Origin of the sequence: Burkholderia sp. Z1 (assembly GCF_014893795.1) — a bacterium.
Taxonomy (GTDB): domain Bacteria; phylum Pseudomonadota; class Gammaproteobacteria; order Burkholderiales; family Burkholderiaceae; genus Burkholderia; species Burkholderia theae.
In genome coordinates this window covers 821895-842077 of sequence record NZ_JACFYL010000003.1, presented here as the reverse complement: position 1 = coordinate 842077, position 20183 = coordinate 821895, and the positions used below count along the sequence as shown (strand labels likewise).

The window sequence follows — 20183 nt, the reverse complement described above, 5'->3', positions numbered from 1 at the left end:
GTCGAGCCCGCGAACGCGATTCCGGCGATCGCTCAGTTCAGGGCCGCGCCGCAATCTCGTCGAGATGCCACAGCAGATCCGCCGGATCGTCGTACACGCGCAGCGCGCCCGCACGCTCCAGTTCGTCGCTGCCGTACCCACCCGACAGCAGCCCGACGCCGAGCGCGCGGCAGCGGCTGGCGGCGAGCATGTCCCAGATGCTGTCGCCGACCACGACCGTGTGTTCGATCGGCACGTTCAGTTGCGCGGCCGCGGTCAGGAACAGGTCGGGGTCAGGCTTCGCGTACTTGACCTGATCGCGCGTGACCACGACGTTCTTCGCCGGATCGACGCCGAGCGCCTCGAGATTGACGGAGGCCGTTTCCATCCGCCCGCTGGTGGCGATCGCCCAGCGGATGCCCGCGCTCGACAGCGCGGCCAGTAGTTCGCGCGCGCCCGGCAGCGGCCGTACCTGCGCGCGCAGCCGCTGGTACGCGGCCGCATGCAGCCGGGCGAGCCGTTCGACGCGCTCGGCGTCGATGTCGCCCGCCGTCTCGCGCAGCAACTGGTTCAGGAAGAGGCCGCCGCTCATCCCGATCTTGCGGTGGATGCGCCACACCGACAATTCGATGCCCTCGGCATCGAGCGCTTCCTTCCACGCGAGCACGTGCTGATAGACGCTGTCGACGAGCGTGCCGTCGAGATCGAACAGAAAAGACGTTTCAATGCGCATGTGAATCTCCTGGCCTGATTGGGTTCGAACGAACCGTCCGTGAAAATCCCGTCGACACATTATCGGCGCATGGCCGTGTCATGGCGATGTCCCGTGGCCGCGACGCGCCATGACGAGTCACGCGCCGCTGGTACAATCGCGGGCGATGCGCCGGGCCGGGCTTTCCGCGCCGTACGCGCCCCCAACCCTCGTCGATCCCAGGTATGGCAACACCGGACGCCATCAGTTCCGAGCATTCGTGGTGGGGCGTAGTGGCCCTGGCACTGACTGCCTTCATCTTCAATACCACCGAGTTCGTACCCGTCGCGTTGCTCAGCGCGATCGGCGACAGTCTGCACATGCAGCCGACCGACGTCGGCCTGATGCTGACGATCTACGCGTGGGCCGTCGCCGTCGTGTCCCTGCCGCTGACGCTGGTCACGCGTCACGTCGAGCGCCGCAAGCTGCTGATCGGGGCGCTGCTGGTGTTCATCGGCAGCCACCTCGTCACCGGCGTCGCGTGGAATTTTGCGGTGCTGATGGTCGGCCGGTTGGGTATCGCGTGCGCGCATGCGGTGTTCTGGTCGATTTCCGTGCCGCTGGCCGTGCGGCTCGCGCCGAGCGACCGGAAAAGCCGCGCGCTCAGCATGCTGGCGATGGGCACGTCGATCGCGATGGTCGCCGGCATTCCGCTCGGGCGCGTGATCGGCGAGGCGTTCGGCTGGCGCGTCACATTCCTGATCATCGCGGGCGCGGCAGGCGTTGCGCTTCTGCTGTTGCGCGCGACGCTGCCGGAACTCCCGAGCCAGGGCGCCGGATCCCTCAGCAGTGTCGGCGTCTTCCTGCGCAAGCCGGCGCTGGTGTCGCTCTACGCGATTACGGTGCTCGTCGTGTCCGCGCATTTCACGTCGTACACGTACATCGAGCCCTTCGTCCAGAGCGTCAACCACGCGAGCAGCAGCCGGATCACGTATGTGCTGATCCTGTTCGGCATTGCCGGCATGCCGGCCGCGATTTGCTTCAATCGCGTCTATCCGCACGAGCCGGACAAGTTCCTGCTGGCGTCGATCGTCGCGTTGTCGGGGTGCCTGCTGATCCTGTTCCCGTGCGCGCTGAACATCGTCACGCTGTCCGTGCATACGCTGGTCTGGGGTGGCGCGATCGTCTGCTTCGGTCTCGCGATGCAGGCGTGGGTGCTGAAGCTGGCGCCCGAGGCAACCGACCTGGCCGTGTCGATCTTCTCGGGCTTGTACAACGTCGGCATCGGCGCCGGTGCGCTGCTCGGCAACCATATCGCGAGCGGCTTCGGGCTGCCGTGGGTCGGCACCTTCGGTGGCGTGGTCGGCGCGGTCGCGGTCGGGATCGCGTGGCTCGCGTTGCGCCTTCACGCGAAACGGGCGGTCGCGTAACCGACGCCCGGTTCCCGGGCGCGACGCCGGCGGTAGGGGCCCGACGTCGCGCCGGACACGTCATGCAATCGAATAACCGCCGTCGGCCACGAGCGCGTGCCCCGACACATAGCTGGAATCGTCCGACGCGAGGAATGCGACGATCGTCGCCATTTCCTCGGCGGACCCCCACCGTCCGGCCGGCGTCGCCGCGGCAAAGGCTTGTTGTGCATCGTCCGACGGCCAGATGCCGCGGTGATGGAACGGCGTTTCAATCAGCCCGGGGCACAGTGCGTTGACGCGCACGCCTCGCTTGAACCACTCGATCGAAGCCGTCTTCGTCATCCCGATCACCGCGTGTTTGCTCGCGATATACACCGACGCATTCTCGAAGCCGATGAGCCCGCCCATCGACGCATTGTTGATGATGCTGCCCGAGCCCTGGCGCAGCATGATTTCGGCCGCGTACTTCATCGAATTGAACACGCCGTGCACGTTCGGTTCGAACACCATGTCGAACCGTTCGGCATCCTGCTCGAGCAGCGGCGCGAACACCCCTTCCGTGCCGGCATTGTTGAATGCGATGTCGAGGCGTCCGTAAGTCGATGCCGTGAACGCGAAGAGCTTGCGGAGATCGTCTTCGTTCGCGACGTCCGCGGCGAATGCCTTGGCTTCGCCGCCGGCGGCCGAGATGGCTTCGACCAGCTGATCCAGTTCCGTCTTGCGTCGTGCCGAGACGACGACTTTCGCGCCGCGCCGTGCGAGTTCGATCGCGGATGCGCGGCCAATGCCGGAACTGGCGCCCGTTACCAGGGCGATGCGGCCGTCGAGTTGAGTCGGTTGGGTACTTGCGTTCATGATGAGATGCTCCAGAGGGGTTGATCATTCACGTCGAAACGACGTCTGAAGCACAGTGTGGTTGTTCGCCGGCCATAAAAAAATGGAACAATGACGCATTCAGAATTCCTGCTTCAGGAATAAAATTGCTTCGTCACGAGCGTCAACGGGGAGACTCATGCTCAACCGACTCGACATCCTGAAGATCTTCGCCGCGGCCGCCGCGGCGCCCACATTCCGCGAGGCGGCGACGCGTCTCGGCGTGTCGCCGCAGGTCGTCACGCGCGCGGTGCGCGAGCTGGAAGAGATGCTGGGCGAAACCCTGTTCCATCGGACGACCCGCAGTATCCGGATCACCGCCTTCGGGCAGTCGTTCGCGCTCGAGGCGCAGGCGGCGCTTTCCGCCGTCGACGGGTTGTTCGGGGCCGCTAACGGTCAGGTCGATGAACCGGTCGGCGTCGTCAGGGTGACGGCGCCGTCAGGCATGGGGCGTCATTACGTCCAGCCGATCCTGACCGATCTGATGCAGCGGTACCCGGGTCTCGTGCCGGATCTGAGGCTGTCGGATGTGCCTTCGCCGGTGGTCGACGAACAGATCGACATCGGCGTGCGGGTCGGGGCGATCGGCGATAACCGCTTTGTCGCGCGGATGGTCGGGCCGTTGCCGATGTGGGTCGTGGGCGCGCCGTCGCTGATCAAACGGCTGGGTGAGCCGAAAAACCTCAACGCACTTGAAGCGATGCCGGTGACGTGCCTGATCGACCGCGCGAGTGGCCGGGCATGGCCGTGGATTTTTCGCGGGGAGCAACAATTCAAACCCGCGTCGCCAGCCTATCTGACGGACGACACCGAGGCGGAGGTCGACGCCGTATGCGCAGGGTTGGGATTCGCCCAGTGCTCGGAATATCTCGTCCGGCCGTACATCAACAAGGGCCGCCTGGTGCGCTTGCTGTCCAGCCTCGAACCCGAACCGTGGAAACTGCACGTCTATCGACCGCGGCGTGGCCCGATGCCCCGTCGCATCCGGGTGGTGTACGACGAACTGGTAGCGAAGCTGGCGCAGGCAACGTGGCGGGGATAGTCGCTGCGAAGCAGGGTGAATCTCCGGTTTCGCCATAAACCCGCAATAGCCGTCCGGATTATTTCCTTTTCGTCGACCATATCTCCAAAGATTGGGTTTTTTATATCAATTAGTTAAATTATTAACGATAAAACATTCTCGATCCGCAAAACCTTCATCTCCCAGTATTTGACCGCATGCTGCAAAGATTGAAACGGGGAAAGGAACGTCATTAATCTGCGTACGCGTGCGAAGCGGGCCGACGTGCGTCATTCACAACGATCGGGAGACGAAGATGAAGGGCAGAAATCATTTAGGAATATTGATGATGTGCTTCGTTGCAGCGGCGACAGGTTTGTCCGCATGCGGCGGAGACGATGTCGGTTCATCGCCGGGAACGAGCACCTCGGCAACCAGTACGACCTCCACCACCGGCACGACATCGACGGCCGGCGGCAGCGGAACCACGGCCACGGCGCCGACGGCCATGCAGCAGATCGCGGTGAATCCGCCCCCGATGGGCTGGTCGTCGTGGAACAGCCTCGAGGAGAACGTCAGCTTCACGACGATCAAGGCGCAGGCCGACGGGTTGGCCGCACTGAACGCGAACCTCGCGACGGGCAACAAGTACCAGTATGTGAATATCGACGAAGGCTGGTGGACGTCCAGGAAACGCGATGCCAACGGCAACTTCATCATCAACGTCGACATGAACGGCAACCCCACGAACCAGTGGCCGGGCGGGATGAAGGCGATGGCCGACTACATTCACGGCAAGGGGTTGAAGGCCGGCATCTATATCGACTCGGGTCCGCAGGGCTGCGGAAACACGAACGGCACGCATTTCGTCGGCAGCGATTACGCGCACTACGACCACGATTTCCTGCAGTTCGCGCAATGGGGCTACGACTTCGTCAAGGTCGACTGGTGCGGCGGCAGGGTGGCCGGATACGATCCCCAGCAAGCCTATACGGCGATATCGCAGGCGATCCAGAAAGCCTATGCCGCCACCGGAAAGCTTCTCGTGCTGAACATGTGCGACTGGGGCACGCTCGGCGGCAGCGGATACCCGGACTACAACCTGGGGCCCTGGGATTGGGGCGCGGGCATCGCGACGTCGTGGCGGACGACGGGCGATATCTACGGGCCGGGGAGCGGGGTTCCGAAGTTCGGCTCGGTGCTCGGCAATTTCAACGGCAACTATCATCCCGAAGGCCAGCACACCGGTTACTACAACGATCCGGACATGATGGTGGCCGGCATGGGCATGACGGCGGCGAACGACCTCGCGCATGTGAATCTGTGGGCCATCGCCGGCGCGCCGATGATACTCGGGAACGACCTGTCGCAGACACTCGCGAGCGATACGGTGAGCCTCCTCACCAATCCCGAGCTGATCGCGATCAACCAGGACATACTGGGCCTGCAGGGATTGAAGGTCGCGGATGCCAATGGGCAGCAGGTCTGGGCGAAGCTGCTGGCCGGTGCAGGAAAACGCGCCGTCCTGCTGTTCAACAACGGGTCGGCCGCAAGCGACATGACCGTCACGTGGCAGCAACTGGGTTTCGCCGCAGGGACCTCGGCCACCGTCCGCGATATCTGGGCACACAAGGATCTCGGCACGGCCACCGGTTCCTATACGGTCGCGAGCATACCCGCCGGCGGCACGGTGATGCTGGTGCTGGGCGGCACGGACCTTCCGTCGACGACGTTCCTGCCGAGTACGTTGTCGGGTGGTGCGACATATACGGACTGCGCCGCTTGCGCGAGCGGCAAGAAGGTCACCGGGCTCGGCATGGTGACGTTCAACAACGTGACCTCGCAAACGGCGGGCGGCTACATCCAGGTCGCGTACCAGAACACCGGAACGGAAACCGTCAAGGCTCGCCTCGGCGCGAACGGCGGAAACGGCACGACGCTCGCGTTTCCGCCCACGGGCAATACCGTCGGCACGGTGACGGTGTTCGCGAACCTCGTGTCCGGGCAGAACACGCTGACCTTGTCGAGCCTCGACAGCACGACGCCGGCACCGGAGGTCACGTCGGTTGCGGTGGTGGCCGGGCCGGTGAAAGTCCCGCCGCCGCCGCCGATGGCGTATGAGGCCGAGGCGGCCGGCAACACGCTCGGCGGTGCGGCGCGCGTGTCGTCTTGCGGCGCGTGCTCGGGCGGACAGGACGTCGGTTATATCGGGAACGGTGACGGTACCAGCAACGGGACGCTGACGATCAATGGCATTTCGGTTGCGTCGGACGGCACATATAGCGTCGTGATCGCTTACGTGAACGGCGATTCGACGCCGCGCAGCGCGCAGCTCAGTTTCGACGGTGCGGCGCCCGTCTCCGTGTCGTTCCCGTCGACGGGCGGGTGGGGGAGCGTGTCGACGCTGACGGTGACGGGCACGTTCAAGCAGGGAGGCGCCAACACGCTGAAGTTTTCCAACCCGACGGGCTGGGCGCCCGATATCGACGGCATCGGCGCGCCGGCGAAGCAGTAACGTGTGCGTGGCGGGGCTACCCGGCCACGGGTGGTCGCGCCATGCGTCGGGCGACATGCGAAAAGCCGCTATATTGCGGCATCATCATGGCACCGCCGCACCCGCGAGCGGTGCCCGATGTCCGACTGGAGACCCTGCATGCCGATACCCCGGATTGAAACCCGCGATGCGATGGGAGACCCCGATGCGGTCTTTCTCAACCCGGACCACGTGCTGTGGATGTCGCGGCCGACCGCCGCGCAGCGGCGCCCGGACGGCATGGCCATTCGCGTGGACGACCGAGTGAAGGGCGGTGCATTGCTGATGGCCGACAACCCGCCGGCCGCGCAGCTGCTGCAGGATCTTGGCCCGTTCGTGACGGTGACGCTGGCGAACCCGTCGTCCGACTATCCGGACGGTCTCGTGCATATCCGCGTGCACGCGATCGTCAAGATTGCGACGGACGACCACGACAAGCCGCTGGCCGAGCGGACGCTGGGCTGGGTCCACGTCCAGGACGGCTCGGTTTTCAAGGTGAAGGATTTCGCGGGCGTGGCCGCGCAATGGCAGGCGTCGGTCGCGGCGGCCGGCCGCTGACAGTGCCTTCATGCCTGCGCGACGATGCAGCGGCCCGGTGTCGCATTCGATACGCGATGCCTCGATCGGCCGCGTAACATCGCGCATTCAGGCGAACCCGTGCGCGTTCAGGCCTTCGTCGCGGAAGCGCCCATCGACGCTTTCGGTGCAGGCGTTCGCCACCGGCTTGCGGAGAATCCATCATGAACCTGTCCGTGTCCGATATCACGCCGGAGGAGCTCCGGCTGTTCGGCGACATCGTTGCCCGCCTGGAAGCGCTGGGGCCGCTCGTCGATGTGAGGACCGTCGTGCTGCCCGCGATCACGCAGTTGATCCGCGCGGATTTCGCCGCATCGTTCGATTGCGACGGGCAAACCGGGCTCTGGCGCAACGGCTTCTCGTACAACCTCGATCCGTCGCAGATCGCACGGTACGAAGCGTGGTTCCAGCATATCGACCCGGTCACGCCGCAACTGCGTGCGCGCCGCGTGGCGACCTGCGTCGACGAGGTGATGAGCCGCCGCGATCTGGAGCGCACCGCGTTCTACAACGATTTCCTGAGCCGCGACGGCATGCACCACGGGATCAACGTCTATGCGTTCGACGGCGACACGCACGTCGGCGACCTGCGCATCTGGCGCGCGCAAGGGCGGCCCGAGTTCACGGAACGCGACAAGCTGCTGCTGAACGGCATCGAGCCGTTTTTCCGGCGCGCGCTGCTGAGGCGGCGTCATGCGTGCACCGGGCTGACCGAACGCGAGAGCGACGTCGCGCGGCTCGTCGCCGCCGGCTACACCGACAAGGACGTCGCGCGCACGCTCGGGATCGGGCTGTCGACGGTCCGCACGCATCTGCGGCGCGTGATGGCGAAGAAGGGTGTCGCCAACCGGGCGAGCCTGGCGGTCGCGATGGCGTGACCGGTCGCGCCGCGGGCGACCCGGGGTCATCCATTGTGATGATGGGCGTCAAAATCCGCGCGCCCTACCTTGTGACGCTCCCCTGTTACGAGGCTGCCGACCATGCCCCCCCTGGGTTCCCTGACGCTCACCGAAGCCCGGCACGCGATCCTGCGCCGGGAGTTTTCCTGTGTCGAATACGCGTATGCCTTCATCGAGCGGCACGCACGCTGGCGTTACCTGAACGGTTTCACGTGCGTCGACGACGCGCGGCTGCTGGCCGAAGCCGCTCGCTGCGACCACGACCTCGCGACATCGGCCACCCCGCGCGTGCTGCTCGGTCTGCCGATCGCGATCAAGGACAACATCGACACCGCGTGCCTGCCGACCGGCAACGGCACGCTGGCGCTGCACAACCGCGTGCCGCCGCAGCATGCGCCGGTCGTCGCGCGGTTGCTGGCCCACGGCGCGCTGATCGCGGGCAAGACGAACCTGCACGAGCTCGCGTTCGGCGTGTCCGGCAACAACCGCGTGACGGGCGCGGTGCGCAACCCGTACGATTTCGACCGGATCCCGGGCGGCAGCAGCAGCGGCTCGGGCGCGCTGGTCGGCGCGGGCGTGGTTCCCGCCGCGCTCGGCACGGACACCGGCGGCTCGGTCCGCATTCCGGCGGCGCTGTGCGGCGTGGTTGGCTTTCGGCCTACGGTGGGGCGTTACCCGCAGGGCGGTGTCGCGCCGATTTCCCGCACGCGCGACACCGTCGGCCCGATTGCCCGGTCGGTGGAGGACATCGCGCTGCTCGACGCGATCCTGGCCGGCGACGCCGCGTCGATGTCGGCCCCAATGCGCAGCGTGGCGCGCCCGGTGCGTCTTGCGATTCCGCGCACGACGTTGTGGCGCGGCATCGCGCCGGATGTCGACGCGGTGGCGCATGCCGCGGTGGCGAAGCTGGAGCAGGCGGGATTCGAGTGCGTCGACATCGACCTGAATGCGTACCCGGGGTTCTTCGACGACGAGCCGGCCGTGATCGCGATGTACGAATTCCGTGCGTCGATGCAGGCGTATCTGGTCGAGAACGGCTACGACCTGTCGGTCGACGACATCGTCGCGAACGTGGGGAGTCCGGACGTCGCGAGGATTGCCCGGCATATCACCGGCCCCGCCGGCATCAGCGAAAAGGCTTACCGCACCGCGCTCGACCGGCGTACGCGGTCGCGCGCCGCGTATCGGCAGTGCCTCGCCGACAGCGGTGCCGATGCGCTGGCCTTTCCGACCACGATCGCGACCGCCTGCCCGATCCCGTCGGGCGACACGATGATCCTCAACGGCGAGACCGTTTCCGTGTTTCGCACCTACACCAGGAATACCGAGCCGGGCAGCAACGCAGGGGTACCGGGCATGACCGTGCCGGCCGGCCTGACGGCGGCCGGTCTGCCGGTCGGCCTTGCGCTGGATGGCGCGGCCGGCACCGATCGCGAACTCATCGCGGTCGCGCTGGAGGTCGAACGGGTGCTCGGGCGGCTGCCGGCGCCGGACGACGGATATGGGGTGGAAGGCCGGCTGGCCGGTTACCCGGCCGCCGGCGGCGCAGCGTGACGCGTGATCTGCCGGAACGCGTAGCCAGTCGATCGCGACGGGATGCGACCGACTGTGCTTTCGCGTTCCGGACAGCGCGCCCGGGTGGTTATCGGGTCATCGACGGAATCGAGGTGCTGGTTGCCTTCGCATAGAAGCCGACCAGCGTGTCGTGCATCTGTTGACGGCTGGCGTCGTCCGCGTAGGCCATGTGGCCTCCCGGATACAGCACCCGCGTGTAGCTCGATTGCATTTGCGATGACGGGATCTGGCCGCCCTTGGGATCCGATACGTATTGCATGTCCCAGTCGACGAGCGCGGCCGGCACCACGCCGTCGTAGTACCCGGCTGCGGTCATCACCTGCATTTTCGGATTGATCGCCATTTCATCCGCAATGAAGATTGTCGCGTCGGGGAAGGGCAGCTGACTGCCGTTCGGATAGCTGGTGGTGTGATTCCAGTTGCCTCCGGTTGCCGCATTCAGCCCTTGGTATCCGGAAACGGCCTGGTATTTGAGGCTGTTATAAACGTAGGACGTAAAGATCGGCGTGTAGGCGGACAAATCGTCGAGCGATGGATCGTAAGTCAGGTAATTGTCGATCGATGCCGGAATGTTGGCGCCCGCCAAGGCCTTGCGCAGATCGTATGCGCCGAGCGTTTTCCCTTGAACGAAAGCATTGTCGAAATTCAATGGAATTTGAGGTCCGACGCCTTCGTTGGCGAAATAGAACGTATCGGCGATCACCGTCGGGTTGGATGGGGTTGATTGCGCCTGGGCGTTGAAGAAGTACGGACTGCCGCTTGCATCGGCGTACAGGAGGTTGCCGAATAGCGCGTTGAGCTGCGGTGCGACGGTTTGCGCCAGGGTGACCGCACTGGAGGACGAGCGCGACGACGGATCGGGCAGCCCGGTCGACGCATTCAGCGGATCCGCCAGCTTGACGAGCGTATTGAACGAGAAATCCTCCGATCGTTGAAAGAGATCGGGCAGGCTCAGCGCGGACAGCGTCGGGTCGGTAATGGCTCCCCAGTATTTGGCTGCCATCGTGATGGTCGGGCCGATCAGCGAAGGAACCGGATAACGGCGGCTGGCATGAACGGAGCCGTCGCTGTACTTGTTGATTCGCTGTTCGTATTCGTTGAGGGCCGGCGCCTGCATGATCAAGCCGCTCAGCTTGATTCCGTAGGTGTCGTGCAGCGTGTACGACATGATCCCGACACGTGGCCCGCCGTAGGACTCGCCATAGATCATCAACGGCGACTGTCCGCGATTGTTGATGTTCAGGTAGCGGTATATCAGCCCCGCATTGACCCGTTCATCCGCATCGACGCCCCAGAAATCCTGGTTTTTCTTCGGCGCGATCGCTTCGGAATAACCGGTTCCCGGCGGGTCGACGAAAACGATGTCGGTCTTGTCGAGCAGCGTCTGCGGGTTTTCTCCGAGCGTGACGTCATTCGGACCCGAGACGGTCGAGCCCTGTTCGGAAAATACCCGCATCGGCCCGTAGGAGCCCATGTGCAGAAAGTTCGAGGACGAGCCGGGCCCGCCGTTGAAGAAGAAGGTGACCGGGCGCTTCGTGACGTCCGCGCCATCCAGCGTGTACGCGGTGTAGAAGATCGACGCCGTCGGCGTGTTGGTATTGGGATCCCGCACGGTCAGGTGGCCTGCCGTCGCCGTATAGGTGAGGGGCTTGCCGTTGAGCGTGATGCGATGGTGCGTCACCGCCGCCGCTTCTGTCGCGGACGGTAGCGATCCGGTTGCGGTCGTGTCGTAGGCCGTGTTGTCGAGGTAGGGCTGATCGGCGGCCAAAGGCTGAAGCGACGGTGATGACGGCGTGGTGGCGGATGTGGTTTGAGGCGGCAGCGGCGCCGGAGCCGAAGCGGCAGACACTGAAGCGGCCGGGCTGTCATCACCACCGCAGGCCGAGACGAGACATGCGGCGAGGATGGCCGCTCCGAGATAGCCGGCCTTGATCGACGGTAGTCGACGGCCGAAATGATTCGCATCAGGTAAACGCGACATTTTTACCCCTTATGTTCGAATTTGAAAAAGGCGAGTTTTTATACGTCTCCTGTATTTCGGCAACCTCCTGTTTGCCGGTGATTAACGAATTGAATAGGCGTGACAAGATCGGCACGATTACATGCCGTAAGTGATGCTTAATGAATTAATAGTTATGCTTCTTTTGTCTTTATTGATGAGATGCGAGCTTGTTTGGCGCATCGGTTAGGATGGCGTACCGAATGTATGTCACAAAATTTTACAGCGCAAGAAGTTTGTAGAAGTTGAAAGTGTTGAGCATGTTTTTATAAACACGGATTAACTCGATGGATTCGTCAATCGATACAAATGCTTTTTGATTATTGGACGTCAGCGGATATTCGGCCGGCGCGCCGGTCTGGAGATTCCTCGCGCTCTGGCGCGATCTCGATGCCGAACCGGCCGCGGTTTCGTCGAGTTCGCCGGTGTGCCGTTCCGATGATGCGTCCGTGGGGGCAGCCCGCGTCGCTTTTCCGCCGTCGCCGACGATCGGGCGCGTCGCCGATCTGGTCGAGAACCGTGGCGATCCATCAGGAAAACCCTGATGCGGCTCGGCGAAGCGGCGTTTTCATGCCCCGGCCGGTACGGCTGCCGTCTCCGTTCCGGCCCTCCGGCGGGCCGCATCCCGGGTTGCCGCTCCCCCTGATCCAGCATGACTTGCAGACCGTATTGCCTGTCACGGCGGGTATGGTGGTCGGCGATATTTGGCGAATGTCCCGTCATTTCAATACCTCTCAGGTATTGAAATGGCCGCCTAAAAGTATTGGACGCTCCGTTTGACCGGGACGTATAAATCGCCTCAAGAACTTCATCTCCACGGCGTGCCCCATGTCCTCCGTCACCATCGAACGCATCGAAACCCGTCTCGTCGACCTGCCGACGATCCGTCCGCACAAGCTGTCGGTCGCCACGATGCACGGCCAGACGCTGATGCTGGTGAAGGTGTTCTGCAGCGACGGCGTGACGGGTATCGGCGAAGGCACGACGATCGCCGGCATGGCCTACGGCCCGGAAAGCCCCGAAGCGATGAAGCTCGCGATCGACGCGTACCTTGCACCGGCGATCGTCAGCCACGACGCGACGCGCATCCAGACGCTGATGGCGTTCCTCGGCAAGCTCGCGAAGGTCAATCACTTCGCGAAGAGCGCGCTCGAAACCGCGCTGCTCGACGCGCACGGCAAGCGGCTCGGCGTGCCGGTCAGCGAACTGCTCGGCGGCCGCCGGCGCGACCGCCTGCCGGTCGCATGGACACTCGCTTCGGGCGACACGGCAACCGACATCGCCGAAGCCGAGCGGATGCTCGATCAGCGCCGCCACAACGTGTTCAAGCTGAAGATCGGCGCGAAGGCGCCCGCCGCGGATATCCGGCACGTAGCCGAGATCAAGAAAGCCGTCGGCGACCGCGCATCGGTGCGCGTCGACGTGAACATGGCGTGGAGCGAAACGCAGGCCGCACGGGCGATTCCCGCGCTGGCCGATGCCGGCTGCGAACTGGTCGAACAACCGGTCGCGTCCGCCGCGGCCCTGGCGCGCCTGATGCGCCGCTTCCCGGTCGCGCTGATGGCCGATGAAATCCTGCAGGGCCCCGACAGCGCGTTCGACATCGCGAAGCAGCACGGCGCGGACGTGTTCGCGATCAAGATCGAACAGAGCGGCGGGCTCTTCGCCGCGCAGCGCGTGGCGGCGATCGCGGATGCGGCCGGCATCGAGCTGTACGGCGGCACGATGCTCGAAGGCGCGTTCAGCACGGTCGCCTCCGCGCACCTGTTCGCGAGTTTCGCGAATCTGCAGTGGGGCACCGAACTGTTCGGGCCGCTGCTGATCACCGAAGAGATCCTGACGCAGCCGCTGGACTACAGCGAGTTCGAACTGACCGTGCCGGACGGCCCCGGTCTCGGTATCGAACTCGACGAGGGCAAGGTCAGGCGCTTTACCCGCGACGGGCTGACGAAAGTCGTCCGGTAGCGCGAGCCAGGCAAGCCCCGCCATTCCCCCATAACTACGTGGAGACACCATCATGAGCGTCAAAGTTTTCGAGACCAACGAAGTGCAGGACCTGCTGAAGGCCGCGTCGAATGCAGGCGGGAACGGCGGCAACGCACGCACCCGGCAGGTCGTGCAGCGGCTGCTCGGCGACCTGTTCAAGGCGATCGACGATCTCGACATCACGCCCGACGAAGTGTGGGCCGGCGTCAACTACCTGAACAAGCTCGGCCAGGACGGCGAAGCGGCGCTGCTCGCGGCTGGCCTCGGCCTCGAGAAGTATCTCGACATCCGGATGGACGCCGAGGACAAGGCCGTCGGCCTCGACGGCGGCACGCCGCGCACGATCGAAGGGCCGCTGTATGTGGCGGGCGCACCGGTGCGCGACGGCGTGTCGAAGATCGACCTCGACGCGGACGAAGGCGCGGGCCCGCTCGTGATCCACGGCACGGTGACTGGCCTCGACGGCAAGCCGGTGGCCGGCGCGCTGGTCGAATGCTGGCACGCGAACTCGAAAGGCTTCTATTCGCACTTCGACCCGACCGGCGCGCAGACCGAATTCAACCTGCGCGGCGCGGTGAGGACGGGCGCGGACGGCAAGTACGAATTCCGCACGCTGATGCCGGTCGGCTACGGCTGCCCGCCGCACGGCGCGACGCAGCAGTTGCTGAACGGCCTCGGCCGCCACGGCAACCGCCCGGCGCACGTGCACTTCTTCGTCGACAGCAACGATCACCGCAAGCTGACGACGCAGTTCAACATCGATGGCGATCCGCTGATCTGGGATGACTTCGCGTATGCGACGCGCGAGGAACTGATCCCGCCGGTGGTCGACAAGACCGGCGGCACGGCGCTCGGCATGAAGGCCGATGCGTACCAGGACATCGAGTTCAACTTCGTGCTGACGCCGCTGGTACAGGGCAAGGACAACCAGATCGTCCACCGCCTGCGCGCTGCCGCGACGGCGTAACCGCCCGCCGGCGCGGCGCGGATGCGCCGCCGCCGGCCGGGTTCCCGCGAGATTCAACCGATACCGATGCGAGCGTGCCTTGCAGGACGCGGCACGCGCATGGGAGGAGCCAACATGTCCGCCACGATCGACCAAGCCAACGAACTGGGTCACCTGCTCGCCACTGCGGTGCAGGACGACAAGGAAGCCGGCGTATTCCGCTGCCGCCGCGACATATTCACGAACCCGGAGTTGTACGAGCTCGAGATGAAGCACATCTTCGAGAGCAACTGGGTGTATCTGGCGCACGAAAGCCAGATTCCGGACAACAACGACTACTACACGACGTGGATCGGCCGTCAGCCGGTGGTCGTCACGCGCGACAAGACCGGCGAGCTGCACGCGGTCATCAATGCGTGTGCCCACAAGGGCGCGATGCTGTGTCGCCGCAAGCACGGCAACAAGGGCAGCTTCACGTGCCCGTTCCACGGCTGGACGTTCTCGAACACCGGCAAGCTGCTGAAGGTGAAGGACGAGAAGACGACCGAGTATCCGGTGCAGTTCAACACGAACGGGTCGCACGACCTGAAGAAGGTCGCGCGCTTCCAGAACTATCGCGGCTTCCTGTTCGGCAGCCTCAGCGCCGACGTGCTGCCGCTCGAGGACCACCTCGGCGAAGCGCGCGTGATCATCGACCAGATCGTCGACCAGGCGCCGAACGGGCTCGAAGTGCTGCGCGGCAACTCGTCCTACATCTACGAAGGCAACTGGAAGATGCAGATGGAGAACGGCTGCGACGGCTACCACGTCAGCACCGTGCACTGGAACTATGCGGCGACGATGGGCCGGCGCAAGGAAGACGGCACCAAGGCCGTCGACGCGAACAGCTGGAGCAAGTCGGTCGCGGGCGTGTACGGCTTCGACAACGGCCACATCCTGCTGTGGACGCAGACGATGAATCCGGAAGTGCGGCCGGTGTACCAGCATCGCGACGAGATCAAGGCGCGCGTCGGCGACGTGCAGGCCGATTTCATCGTCAACCAGACGCGCAACCTGTGCGTGTACCCGAACGTGTTCCTGATGGACCAGTTCAGCACGCAGATTCGTGTCGTGCGGCCGCTCGGCGTCGACAAGACCGAAGTCACGATCTTCTGCTTCGCGCCGAAGGGCGAGAGTGAAGCCGACCGCACGGTGCGCATCCGCCAGTACGAGGATTTCTTCAACGTGACGGGCATGGGCACTGCCGACGACCTCGAGGAGTTCCGCGCCTGCCAGGCCGGTTATGCGGGCATCACGGCGATGTGGAACGACATGTCGCGCGGTGCGCCGCTGTGGGTCGACGGCCCGGACGAGAACGCCCGCAAGATGGGGCTGAACCCGCGCATTTCGGGCGAGCGCAGCGAGGACGAAGGGTTGTTCGTGTGCCAGCACGAACACTGGATGCATGTGATGCGCGATGCGCTGAAGAAGGAACGCGGGGAGGTGGCGGCATGAACTTCGATTACCGGACTGTGTGCGCGGCGCTGTACCGCGAAGCGCGTCTGCTCGACGATCGCCAGTGGGACGAGTGGTTGACCTGCTACACGGAAGACGTCACGTACTGGATGCCCGCGTGGGACGACGACGACCGGCCGACCGACGACCATCAGAGCCAGATCTCGCTGATGTATTACCCGGATCGCGGCGGCCTCGAGGATCGCGTGTTCCGCATCAAGACCGAGCGCAGCGGCGCGTCGACGCCCGAGCCGCGCACCAGCCACAACGTGACGAACGTCGAGGTGCTGGCCGAACGCGAGAACGAAGTGGACGTGCGCTACAACTTTCACACGCTGAACCATCGTTACCGCGTGACCGACCACTTCTTCGGCACGATGTTCGTGACGTTGCGCAAGGCGGGCGACGCGCTGCTGATTTCGCACAAGAAGATCGTGCTGAAGAACGACTACATCCGGCAGGTGCTCGACGTCTACCACGTCTGACGCCCGTTGTTTTGTCATGAAAGGAAGTGGAGGTGATGCCATGTCCAGCTACAAGATTGCACTGAATTTCGAGGACGGGGTGACCCGCTTCATCGACTGCAAGGCCGGCGAGAAGGTTCTCGACGCGGCCTTCCGCGCGAAGATCAACCTGCCGATGGACTGTTCCGACGGCGTGTGTGGCACCTGCAAGTGCCGCGCCGAAAGCGGCGCCTACGACCTCGGCGACGACTACATCGACGACGCGCTCACCGAAGACGAAAAAGACGGCGGCCTCGTGCTGACGTGCCAGATGGTGCCGCAAAGCGATTGCGTGATCGCGGTGCCGACGTCGTCGGTCGCATGCAAGACCGGGCAAAGCGGCTTTGCCGCGACCGTGACGAAGATCGAGCAACACAACGATGCGGCCGTCGTGCTCGAACTCGATGTCGGCGCGGCCGCGCCCGTGTTCCTGCCGGGCCAGTACGTGAACATCGACGTGCCCGCGAGCGGCCAGCACCGTTCCTATTCGTTCTCGTCGGCGCCGGCCGACGCGAAGGTCAGCTTCCTGATCAAGAAGATTCCCGGCGGCGTGATGAGCACGTGGCTCGAATCGGCGCAGCCCGGCGACACGCTGGAACTGCACGGGCCGCTCGGCAGCTTCTACCTGCGCGACGTGCAGCGGCCGCTGCTGTTGCTCGCCGGCGGCACGGGCCTCGCGCCGTTCCTGTCGATGCTCGAGGTGCTGGCGCGTACCGGTTCGCAGCAGAAGGTGCACCTGATCTACGGCGTGACGCGCGATCTCGATCTCGTGCTGGTCGACGCGATCGAAGCCTACGCGGCGAAACTGCCGAACTTCAGCTTTGCGACGGTCATCGCGGACGCGGCATCGAGCCACCCGCGCAAGGGTTGGGTCACGCAGCATATTCCGGCCGACGCGCTGAACGACGGCGACGTCGACGTGTATCTGTGCGGGCCGCCGCCGATGGTCGATGCGGTGCGCAAGTACTTCGACGACGAAGGCGTGAAGCCCAACAGCTTCCACTACGAGAAGTTCACCCCCAACGTCACGGCAAAGGCGGCATGATCATGCAACGATTCTCCGGCAAGGTCGTCGTCGTCACCGGCGCGGCACAGGGTATCGGCCGCGGCGTCGCGCTGCGCGCGGCGGCCGAAGGCGGCAAGGTGCTGTTCGTCGATCGCGCGGATTTCGTCGCCGAGGTGGCCGCCGAAGCGCCGCATGGCGAGACGGCTGGATTCGTCGCGGATCTCGAAACCTATGACGGCGCGCACGCGGCGATCGCGTGTGCCGTGCAGAGGTTCGGCGGCATCGACATCCTGATCAACGGCGTCGGCGGCGCGATTCGCATGCGCCCGTTCGCCGAGTTCGAGCCGGCGCAGATCGACGCGGAAATCCGCCGTTCGCTGATGCCGACGCTCTATACCTGTCACGCGGTGCTGCCGCACCTGCTCGCGCGCGGCGGCGGCACGATCGTCAACATCTCGTCGAACGCGACCCGCGGCATCCGCCGCGTGCCGTATTCGGCGGCGAAAGGCGGTGTCAATGCGCTGACGCAGGCGCTCGCGATGGAATACGCGGAGCACAACATTCGTGTCGTCGCGACCGCGCCGGGCGGCACCAGTGCGCCGCCACGGCGCGTGCCGCGCAATGCGGCCGGCGACAGCGAGCAGGAACAGGCGTGGATGGGCGAAGCGGTGCGGCAGGTGACCGATTCGACGTTCTTCAAGCGCTACGGCAGCCTCGACGAGCAGATCGCGCCGATCCTGTTCCTCGCGTCCGACGAGGCGAGCTACATCACCGGCACGGTGCTGCCGGTTGCGGGTGGTGATACGGGTTGAGCGACTTGCCGTGAAGCTGCCTGCTGTTCATCGACAACCCATCGGCCGGTGCGAAGACGCCGGCCACGGAGACATCCATGCGTGATCGCAAAGCCATCGTTCCGGCGGGAATGGAAGCGGTGTACGAGAAAATCGGCTACGCGCCCGGCCTGAAGGTCGACGATACGCTGTACGTATCCGGCCAGATCGGCCGCGATGCGGCGATGCAGCTCGTCGAAGGCCGCGAAGCGCAGATCGTGCAGGCGTTCGAGAATCTCGGGCGCGTGCTGGAGGCCGCCGGCGCGTCGTTCGACGACGTGGTCGACCTGACGACGTTCCATACCGACATGCGCGACCTGCCGTTGTTCATGCAGGTGCGCGACCGTTACCTCGCTGCGCACCCGAAGCCGGCGTGGACGGCGGTCGGCGCGCACATGCTGGGCGGGTCGCCCGGTTATATCGTCGAGATCAAGGCGGTGGCGGTGTTGCAGGCGTGATCGCGCGAATGCATGGCTGTCCGGCTTCCGCTCAGTTTCGCGAGGCCGGATCGGCGCGTTCCGCCGCTGGCAGGTACGCCATCCCGTGCTCGTCGTACAGGTCGTAGATGAGCTGCAGCATGCGTTCGATGTCGTCGGATTCGTCGAGCATGCGCATGCTCATGATGATCGGCGACACGAGCCTGGCGTCGTCCAGATCCAGGTATGACACGTCGTCGCGTTTGAGCCCGTACACGCTCTTCGGCACGATCGACACGCCTTCACCCGCCGCGACGAGCCCGAGCGCCACCTGCAGCTCCCGCGTCTCCAGCACGCGCGCCGGCTTGAGCGCGCGATCGTGGAACGCCGCGAGTACCTGATCCGCATAGCTCGGGCGCGGCGTCTTCGGAAACACGATCAACGTTTCGTTGAGCAGGTCGTGCAGCGACAGCGCCGCATTCGCCGCGCATAGCCGGTGGCCGAGCGGCAGCGCCGCAATCATCGGTTCCTCGCGCAGCACGACGCGGCGCACGCTCGGATCGTTGAGGCGAATGCGCCCGAAGCCCACGTCGATACGGCCTTCCTTGAGTGCCTTGATCTGGTCCATCGTCGACATTTCGTGCAGGCTCAGTTCGACCTCGGCATGCCGCTCGCGATAGCGGCGAATGACTTTGGGCAGCATCCCGTACAGCGTCGAACCGACGAAGCCGACCGACAGGCTGCGTTCGATCTTGCCGACGCGGCGCGTCATCGATTCGAGCTCGGCCGTTTGCGCCAGCAACTGAACCGCATGCTGGAGGAAGAAGCGGCCGGTCTCGGTGAGCTTCAGCGGACGCGATTCGCGCTCGAACAGCATTGCGCCGAGCAGCTGTTCGAGTTGCTGGATCTGTCGGCTCAACGGCGGCTGCGCGATGTGTAGCCTTTGTGCCGCGCGCGTGAAGCTGCGTTCTTCGGCGACAGCAACGAAATAGCGCAGATGGCGTAGCTCCATGTTCCTTGCCGTCGAATGGAGAGAGGGGGATGTAGCCGAAGCCGCACACGTTGGATGGCCGCTGTGTGGCCGTGAGGTGGCCTTCTTGATTCTACGGTAGGTTCGACACGAGCGCGGCCGGTTTTTACAGGAAAATTAGTTCGGTTTGCAGATGGATTCATGTGGCATGGCACGCCATCCGTGCACCAAATATGGGCGACCAACCCGTTCATACCTCGCAGATATAAGCTGATACCCATTCGGTGTTGGACTGGTGAAATGGTGGTCGCTACTATCGTCGCAAACAGGTTGCAAACCCGAACGGAATCATGCAACAAGGAGACACCCCCCGATCACATTCCCCATCGGCCGGAAGCCCGCGGCGAGTCGAACGGCAGCGTCGACGCTCGACGCGCATGCCGTGTTGCTCCGGCCCGGTCGCCATCTTCAGAAAGAAACCCGCATTTCGCGCCC

The 20183-nt window shown here is 64.6% G+C and carries 18 protein-coding genes; 13 read left to right on the top strand and 5 right to left on the bottom strand.

Going from position 1 to position 20183, the window contains the following annotated elements:
- Positions 1-37 precede the first annotated feature (37 nt).
- The gene (locus H3H55_RS35850; RefSeq protein WP_193102873.1) at positions 38-712 is read right to left on the bottom strand and encodes an HAD family hydrolase; all 675 of its coding nucleotides are present in this window, start codon (positions 710-712) and stop codon (positions 38-40) included.
- A gap of 203 nt (positions 713-915) precedes the next feature.
- On the opposite strand from H3H55_RS35850, the gene H3H55_RS35845 reads away from it, so the two are divergent.
- Positions 916-2100, top strand: coding sequence for a sugar transporter (locus H3H55_RS35845; RefSeq protein ID WP_129517975.1), 1185 nt, complete (start codon positions 916-918; stop codon positions 2098-2100).
- Between the two features lie 60 nt (positions 2101-2160).
- Here the strand turns inward: H3H55_RS35845 and H3H55_RS35840 are convergent, their stop codons facing one another.
- Positions 2161-2937, bottom strand: a complete 777-nt coding sequence (locus H3H55_RS35840; RefSeq protein ID WP_193102872.1) for an SDR family NAD(P)-dependent oxidoreductase — start codon at positions 2935-2937, stop codon at positions 2161-2163.
- Positions 2938-3094: 157 nt separating this feature from the next.
- Here H3H55_RS35840 and H3H55_RS35835 point away from each other — a divergent pair, with 157 nt between their 5' ends.
- On the top strand, positions 3095-3997 hold the full coding sequence (locus H3H55_RS35835) for a LysR family transcriptional regulator (RefSeq protein ID WP_193102871.1): 903 nt from the start codon (positions 3095-3097) through the stop codon (positions 3995-3997).
- A gap of 288 nt (positions 3998-4285) precedes the next feature.
- Here H3H55_RS35835 and H3H55_RS35830 read toward each other — a convergent pair whose 3' ends face one another.
- On the bottom strand, positions 4286-4465 hold the full coding sequence (locus tag H3H55_RS35830; protein ID WP_193102870.1) for a hypothetical protein: 180 nt from the start codon (positions 4463-4465) through the stop codon (positions 4286-4288).
- Between H3H55_RS35830 and H3H55_RS35825 the strand changes: the two genes are divergently transcribed.
- The 4 genes from H3H55_RS35825 to iaaH all read left to right on the top strand — a co-directional run bounded on the left by H3H55_RS35825 (position 4464) and on the right by iaaH (position 9517).
- Positions 4464-6470, top strand: coding sequence for an alpha-galactosidase (locus H3H55_RS35825; RefSeq protein WP_226800702.1), 2007 nt, complete (start codon positions 4464-4466; stop codon positions 6468-6470). The genes H3H55_RS35830 and H3H55_RS35825 overlap by 2 nt on opposite strands.
- A 138-nt stretch (positions 6471-6608) precedes the next feature.
- Positions 6609-7046 carry a hypothetical protein gene (locus H3H55_RS35820; protein WP_193102869.1) on the top strand — a complete coding sequence of 146 codons (438 nt, stop codon included), beginning with the start codon at positions 6609-6611 and terminating at the stop codon, positions 7044-7046.
- A gap of 182 nt (positions 7047-7228) precedes the next feature.
- Positions 7229-7942 (top strand): helix-turn-helix transcriptional regulator, encoded by a 714-nt coding sequence (locus H3H55_RS35815; protein WP_193102868.1) that lies wholly within the window; start codon positions 7229-7231, stop codon positions 7940-7942.
- 102 nt (positions 7943-8044) lie between these two features.
- Complete coding sequence (gene iaaH / locus H3H55_RS35810) at positions 8045-9517, top strand: indoleacetamide hydrolase (RefSeq protein WP_193102867.1); 1473 nt, start codon at positions 8045-8047, stop codon at positions 9515-9517.
- An 88-nt stretch (positions 9518-9605) separates the two neighbouring features.
- Here the strand turns inward: iaaH and H3H55_RS35805 are convergent, their stop codons facing one another.
- The gene (locus H3H55_RS35805; RefSeq protein WP_193102866.1) at positions 9606-11519 is read right to left on the bottom strand and encodes a S10 family serine carboxypeptidase-like protein; all 1914 of its coding nucleotides are present in this window, start codon (positions 11517-11519) and stop codon (positions 9606-9608) included.
- Between the two features lie 846 nt (positions 11520-12365).
- Here H3H55_RS35805 and H3H55_RS35800 point away from each other — a divergent pair.
- The 7 genes from H3H55_RS35800 (at position 12366) to H3H55_RS35770 (ending at position 18760) form a co-directional block, all read left to right on the top strand.
- The gene (locus tag H3H55_RS35800; protein ID WP_193102865.1) at positions 12366-13502 is read left to right on the top strand and encodes a muconate/chloromuconate family cycloisomerase; all 1137 of its coding nucleotides are present in this window, start codon (positions 12366-12368) and stop codon (positions 13500-13502) included.
- 52 nt (positions 13503-13554) lie between these two features.
- Positions 13555-14490: a catechol 1,2-dioxygenase gene (catA, locus tag H3H55_RS35795; protein WP_193102864.1), complete on the top strand. Its 936-nt coding sequence runs from the start codon at positions 13555-13557 to the stop codon at positions 14488-14490.
- 114 nt (positions 14491-14604) lie between these two features.
- Positions 14605-15963: a Rieske 2Fe-2S domain-containing protein gene (locus H3H55_RS35790; RefSeq protein WP_193102863.1), complete on the top strand. Its 1359-nt coding sequence runs from the start codon at positions 14605-14607 to the stop codon at positions 15961-15963.
- The gene (gene benB, locus H3H55_RS35785) at positions 15960-16448 is read left to right on the top strand and encodes a benzoate 1,2-dioxygenase small subunit (RefSeq protein WP_048246542.1); all 489 of its coding nucleotides are present in this window, start codon (positions 15960-15962) and stop codon (positions 16446-16448) included. The genes H3H55_RS35790 and benB overlap by 4 nt, the downstream gene beginning before the upstream one ends.
- Before the next feature lie 40 nt (positions 16449-16488).
- On the top strand, positions 16489-17511 hold the full coding sequence (gene benC, locus H3H55_RS35780) for a benzoate 1,2-dioxygenase electron transfer component BenC (RefSeq protein WP_193102862.1): 1023 nt from the start codon (positions 16489-16491) through the stop codon (positions 17509-17511).
- On the top strand, positions 17508-18284 hold the full coding sequence (gene benD / locus H3H55_RS35775) for a benzoate diol dehydrogenase BenD (RefSeq protein ID WP_129517988.1): 777 nt from the start codon (positions 17508-17510) through the stop codon (positions 18282-18284). The genes benC and benD overlap by 4 nt, the downstream gene beginning before the upstream one ends.
- 77 nt (positions 18285-18361) lie before the next feature.
- Positions 18362-18760 carry a RidA family protein gene (locus H3H55_RS35770; RefSeq protein WP_193102861.1) on the top strand — a complete coding sequence of 133 codons (399 nt, stop codon included), beginning with the start codon at positions 18362-18364 and terminating at the stop codon, positions 18758-18760.
- 31 nt (positions 18761-18791) lie between these two features.
- Here H3H55_RS35770 and H3H55_RS35765 read toward each other — a convergent pair whose 3' ends face one another.
- Positions 18792-19730, bottom strand: coding sequence for a LysR family transcriptional regulator (locus H3H55_RS35765; protein WP_193102860.1), 939 nt, complete (start codon positions 19728-19730; stop codon positions 18792-18794).
- Positions 19731-20183: the final 453 nt, after the last annotated feature.

Bases quoted from the DNA above. Each gene is read 5' to 3' on its own strand.
- H3H55_RS35850 (WP_193102873.1), bottom strand. From the start codon at position 712: ATGCGCATTGAAACGTCTTTTCTGTTCGATCTCGACGGCACGCTCGTC.
- H3H55_RS35845 (WP_129517975.1), top strand. From the start codon at position 916: ATGGCAACACCGGACGCCATCAGTTCCGAGCATTCGTGGTGGGGCGTA.
- H3H55_RS35840 (WP_193102872.1), bottom strand. From the start codon at position 2,937: ATGAACGCAAGTACCCAACCGACTCAACTCGACGGCCGCATCGCCCTG.
- H3H55_RS35835 (WP_193102871.1), top strand. From the start codon at position 3,095: ATGCTCAACCGACTCGACATCCTGAAGATCTTCGCCGCGGCCGCCGCG.
- H3H55_RS35825 (WP_226800702.1), top strand. From the start codon at position 4,464: ATGCAGCAGATCGCGGTGAATCCGCCCCCGATGGGCTGGTCGTCGTGG.
- H3H55_RS35830 (WP_193102870.1), bottom strand. From the start codon at position 4,465: ATGGCCGTCGGCGCCGTGGCCGTGGTTCCGCTGCCGCCGGCCGTCGAT.
- H3H55_RS35820 (WP_193102869.1), top strand. From the start codon at position 6,609: ATGCCGATACCCCGGATTGAAACCCGCGATGCGATGGGAGACCCCGAT.
- H3H55_RS35815 (WP_193102868.1), top strand. From the start codon at position 7,229: ATGAACCTGTCCGTGTCCGATATCACGCCGGAGGAGCTCCGGCTGTTC.
- iaaH (WP_193102867.1), top strand. From the start codon at position 8,045: ATGCCCCCCCTGGGTTCCCTGACGCTCACCGAAGCCCGGCACGCGATC.
- H3H55_RS35805 (WP_193102866.1), bottom strand. From the start codon at position 11,519: ATGTCGCGTTTACCTGATGCGAATCATTTCGGCCGTCGACTACCGTCG.
- H3H55_RS35800 (WP_193102865.1), top strand. From the start codon at position 12,366: ATGTCCTCCGTCACCATCGAACGCATCGAAACCCGTCTCGTCGACCTG.
- catA (WP_193102864.1), top strand. From the start codon at position 13,555: ATGAGCGTCAAAGTTTTCGAGACCAACGAAGTGCAGGACCTGCTGAAG.
- H3H55_RS35790 (WP_193102863.1), top strand. From the start codon at position 14,605: ATGTCCGCCACGATCGACCAAGCCAACGAACTGGGTCACCTGCTCGCC.
- benB (WP_048246542.1), top strand. From the start codon at position 15,960: ATGAACTTCGATTACCGGACTGTGTGCGCGGCGCTGTACCGCGAAGCG.
- benC (WP_193102862.1), top strand. From the start codon at position 16,489: ATGTCCAGCTACAAGATTGCACTGAATTTCGAGGACGGGGTGACCCGC.
- benD (WP_129517988.1), top strand. From the start codon at position 17,508: ATGATCATGCAACGATTCTCCGGCAAGGTCGTCGTCGTCACCGGCGCG.
- H3H55_RS35770 (WP_193102861.1), top strand. From the start codon at position 18,362: ATGCGTGATCGCAAAGCCATCGTTCCGGCGGGAATGGAAGCGGTGTAC.
- H3H55_RS35765 (WP_193102860.1), bottom strand. From the start codon at position 19,730: ATGGAGCTACGCCATCTGCGCTATTTCGTTGCTGTCGCCGAAGAACGC.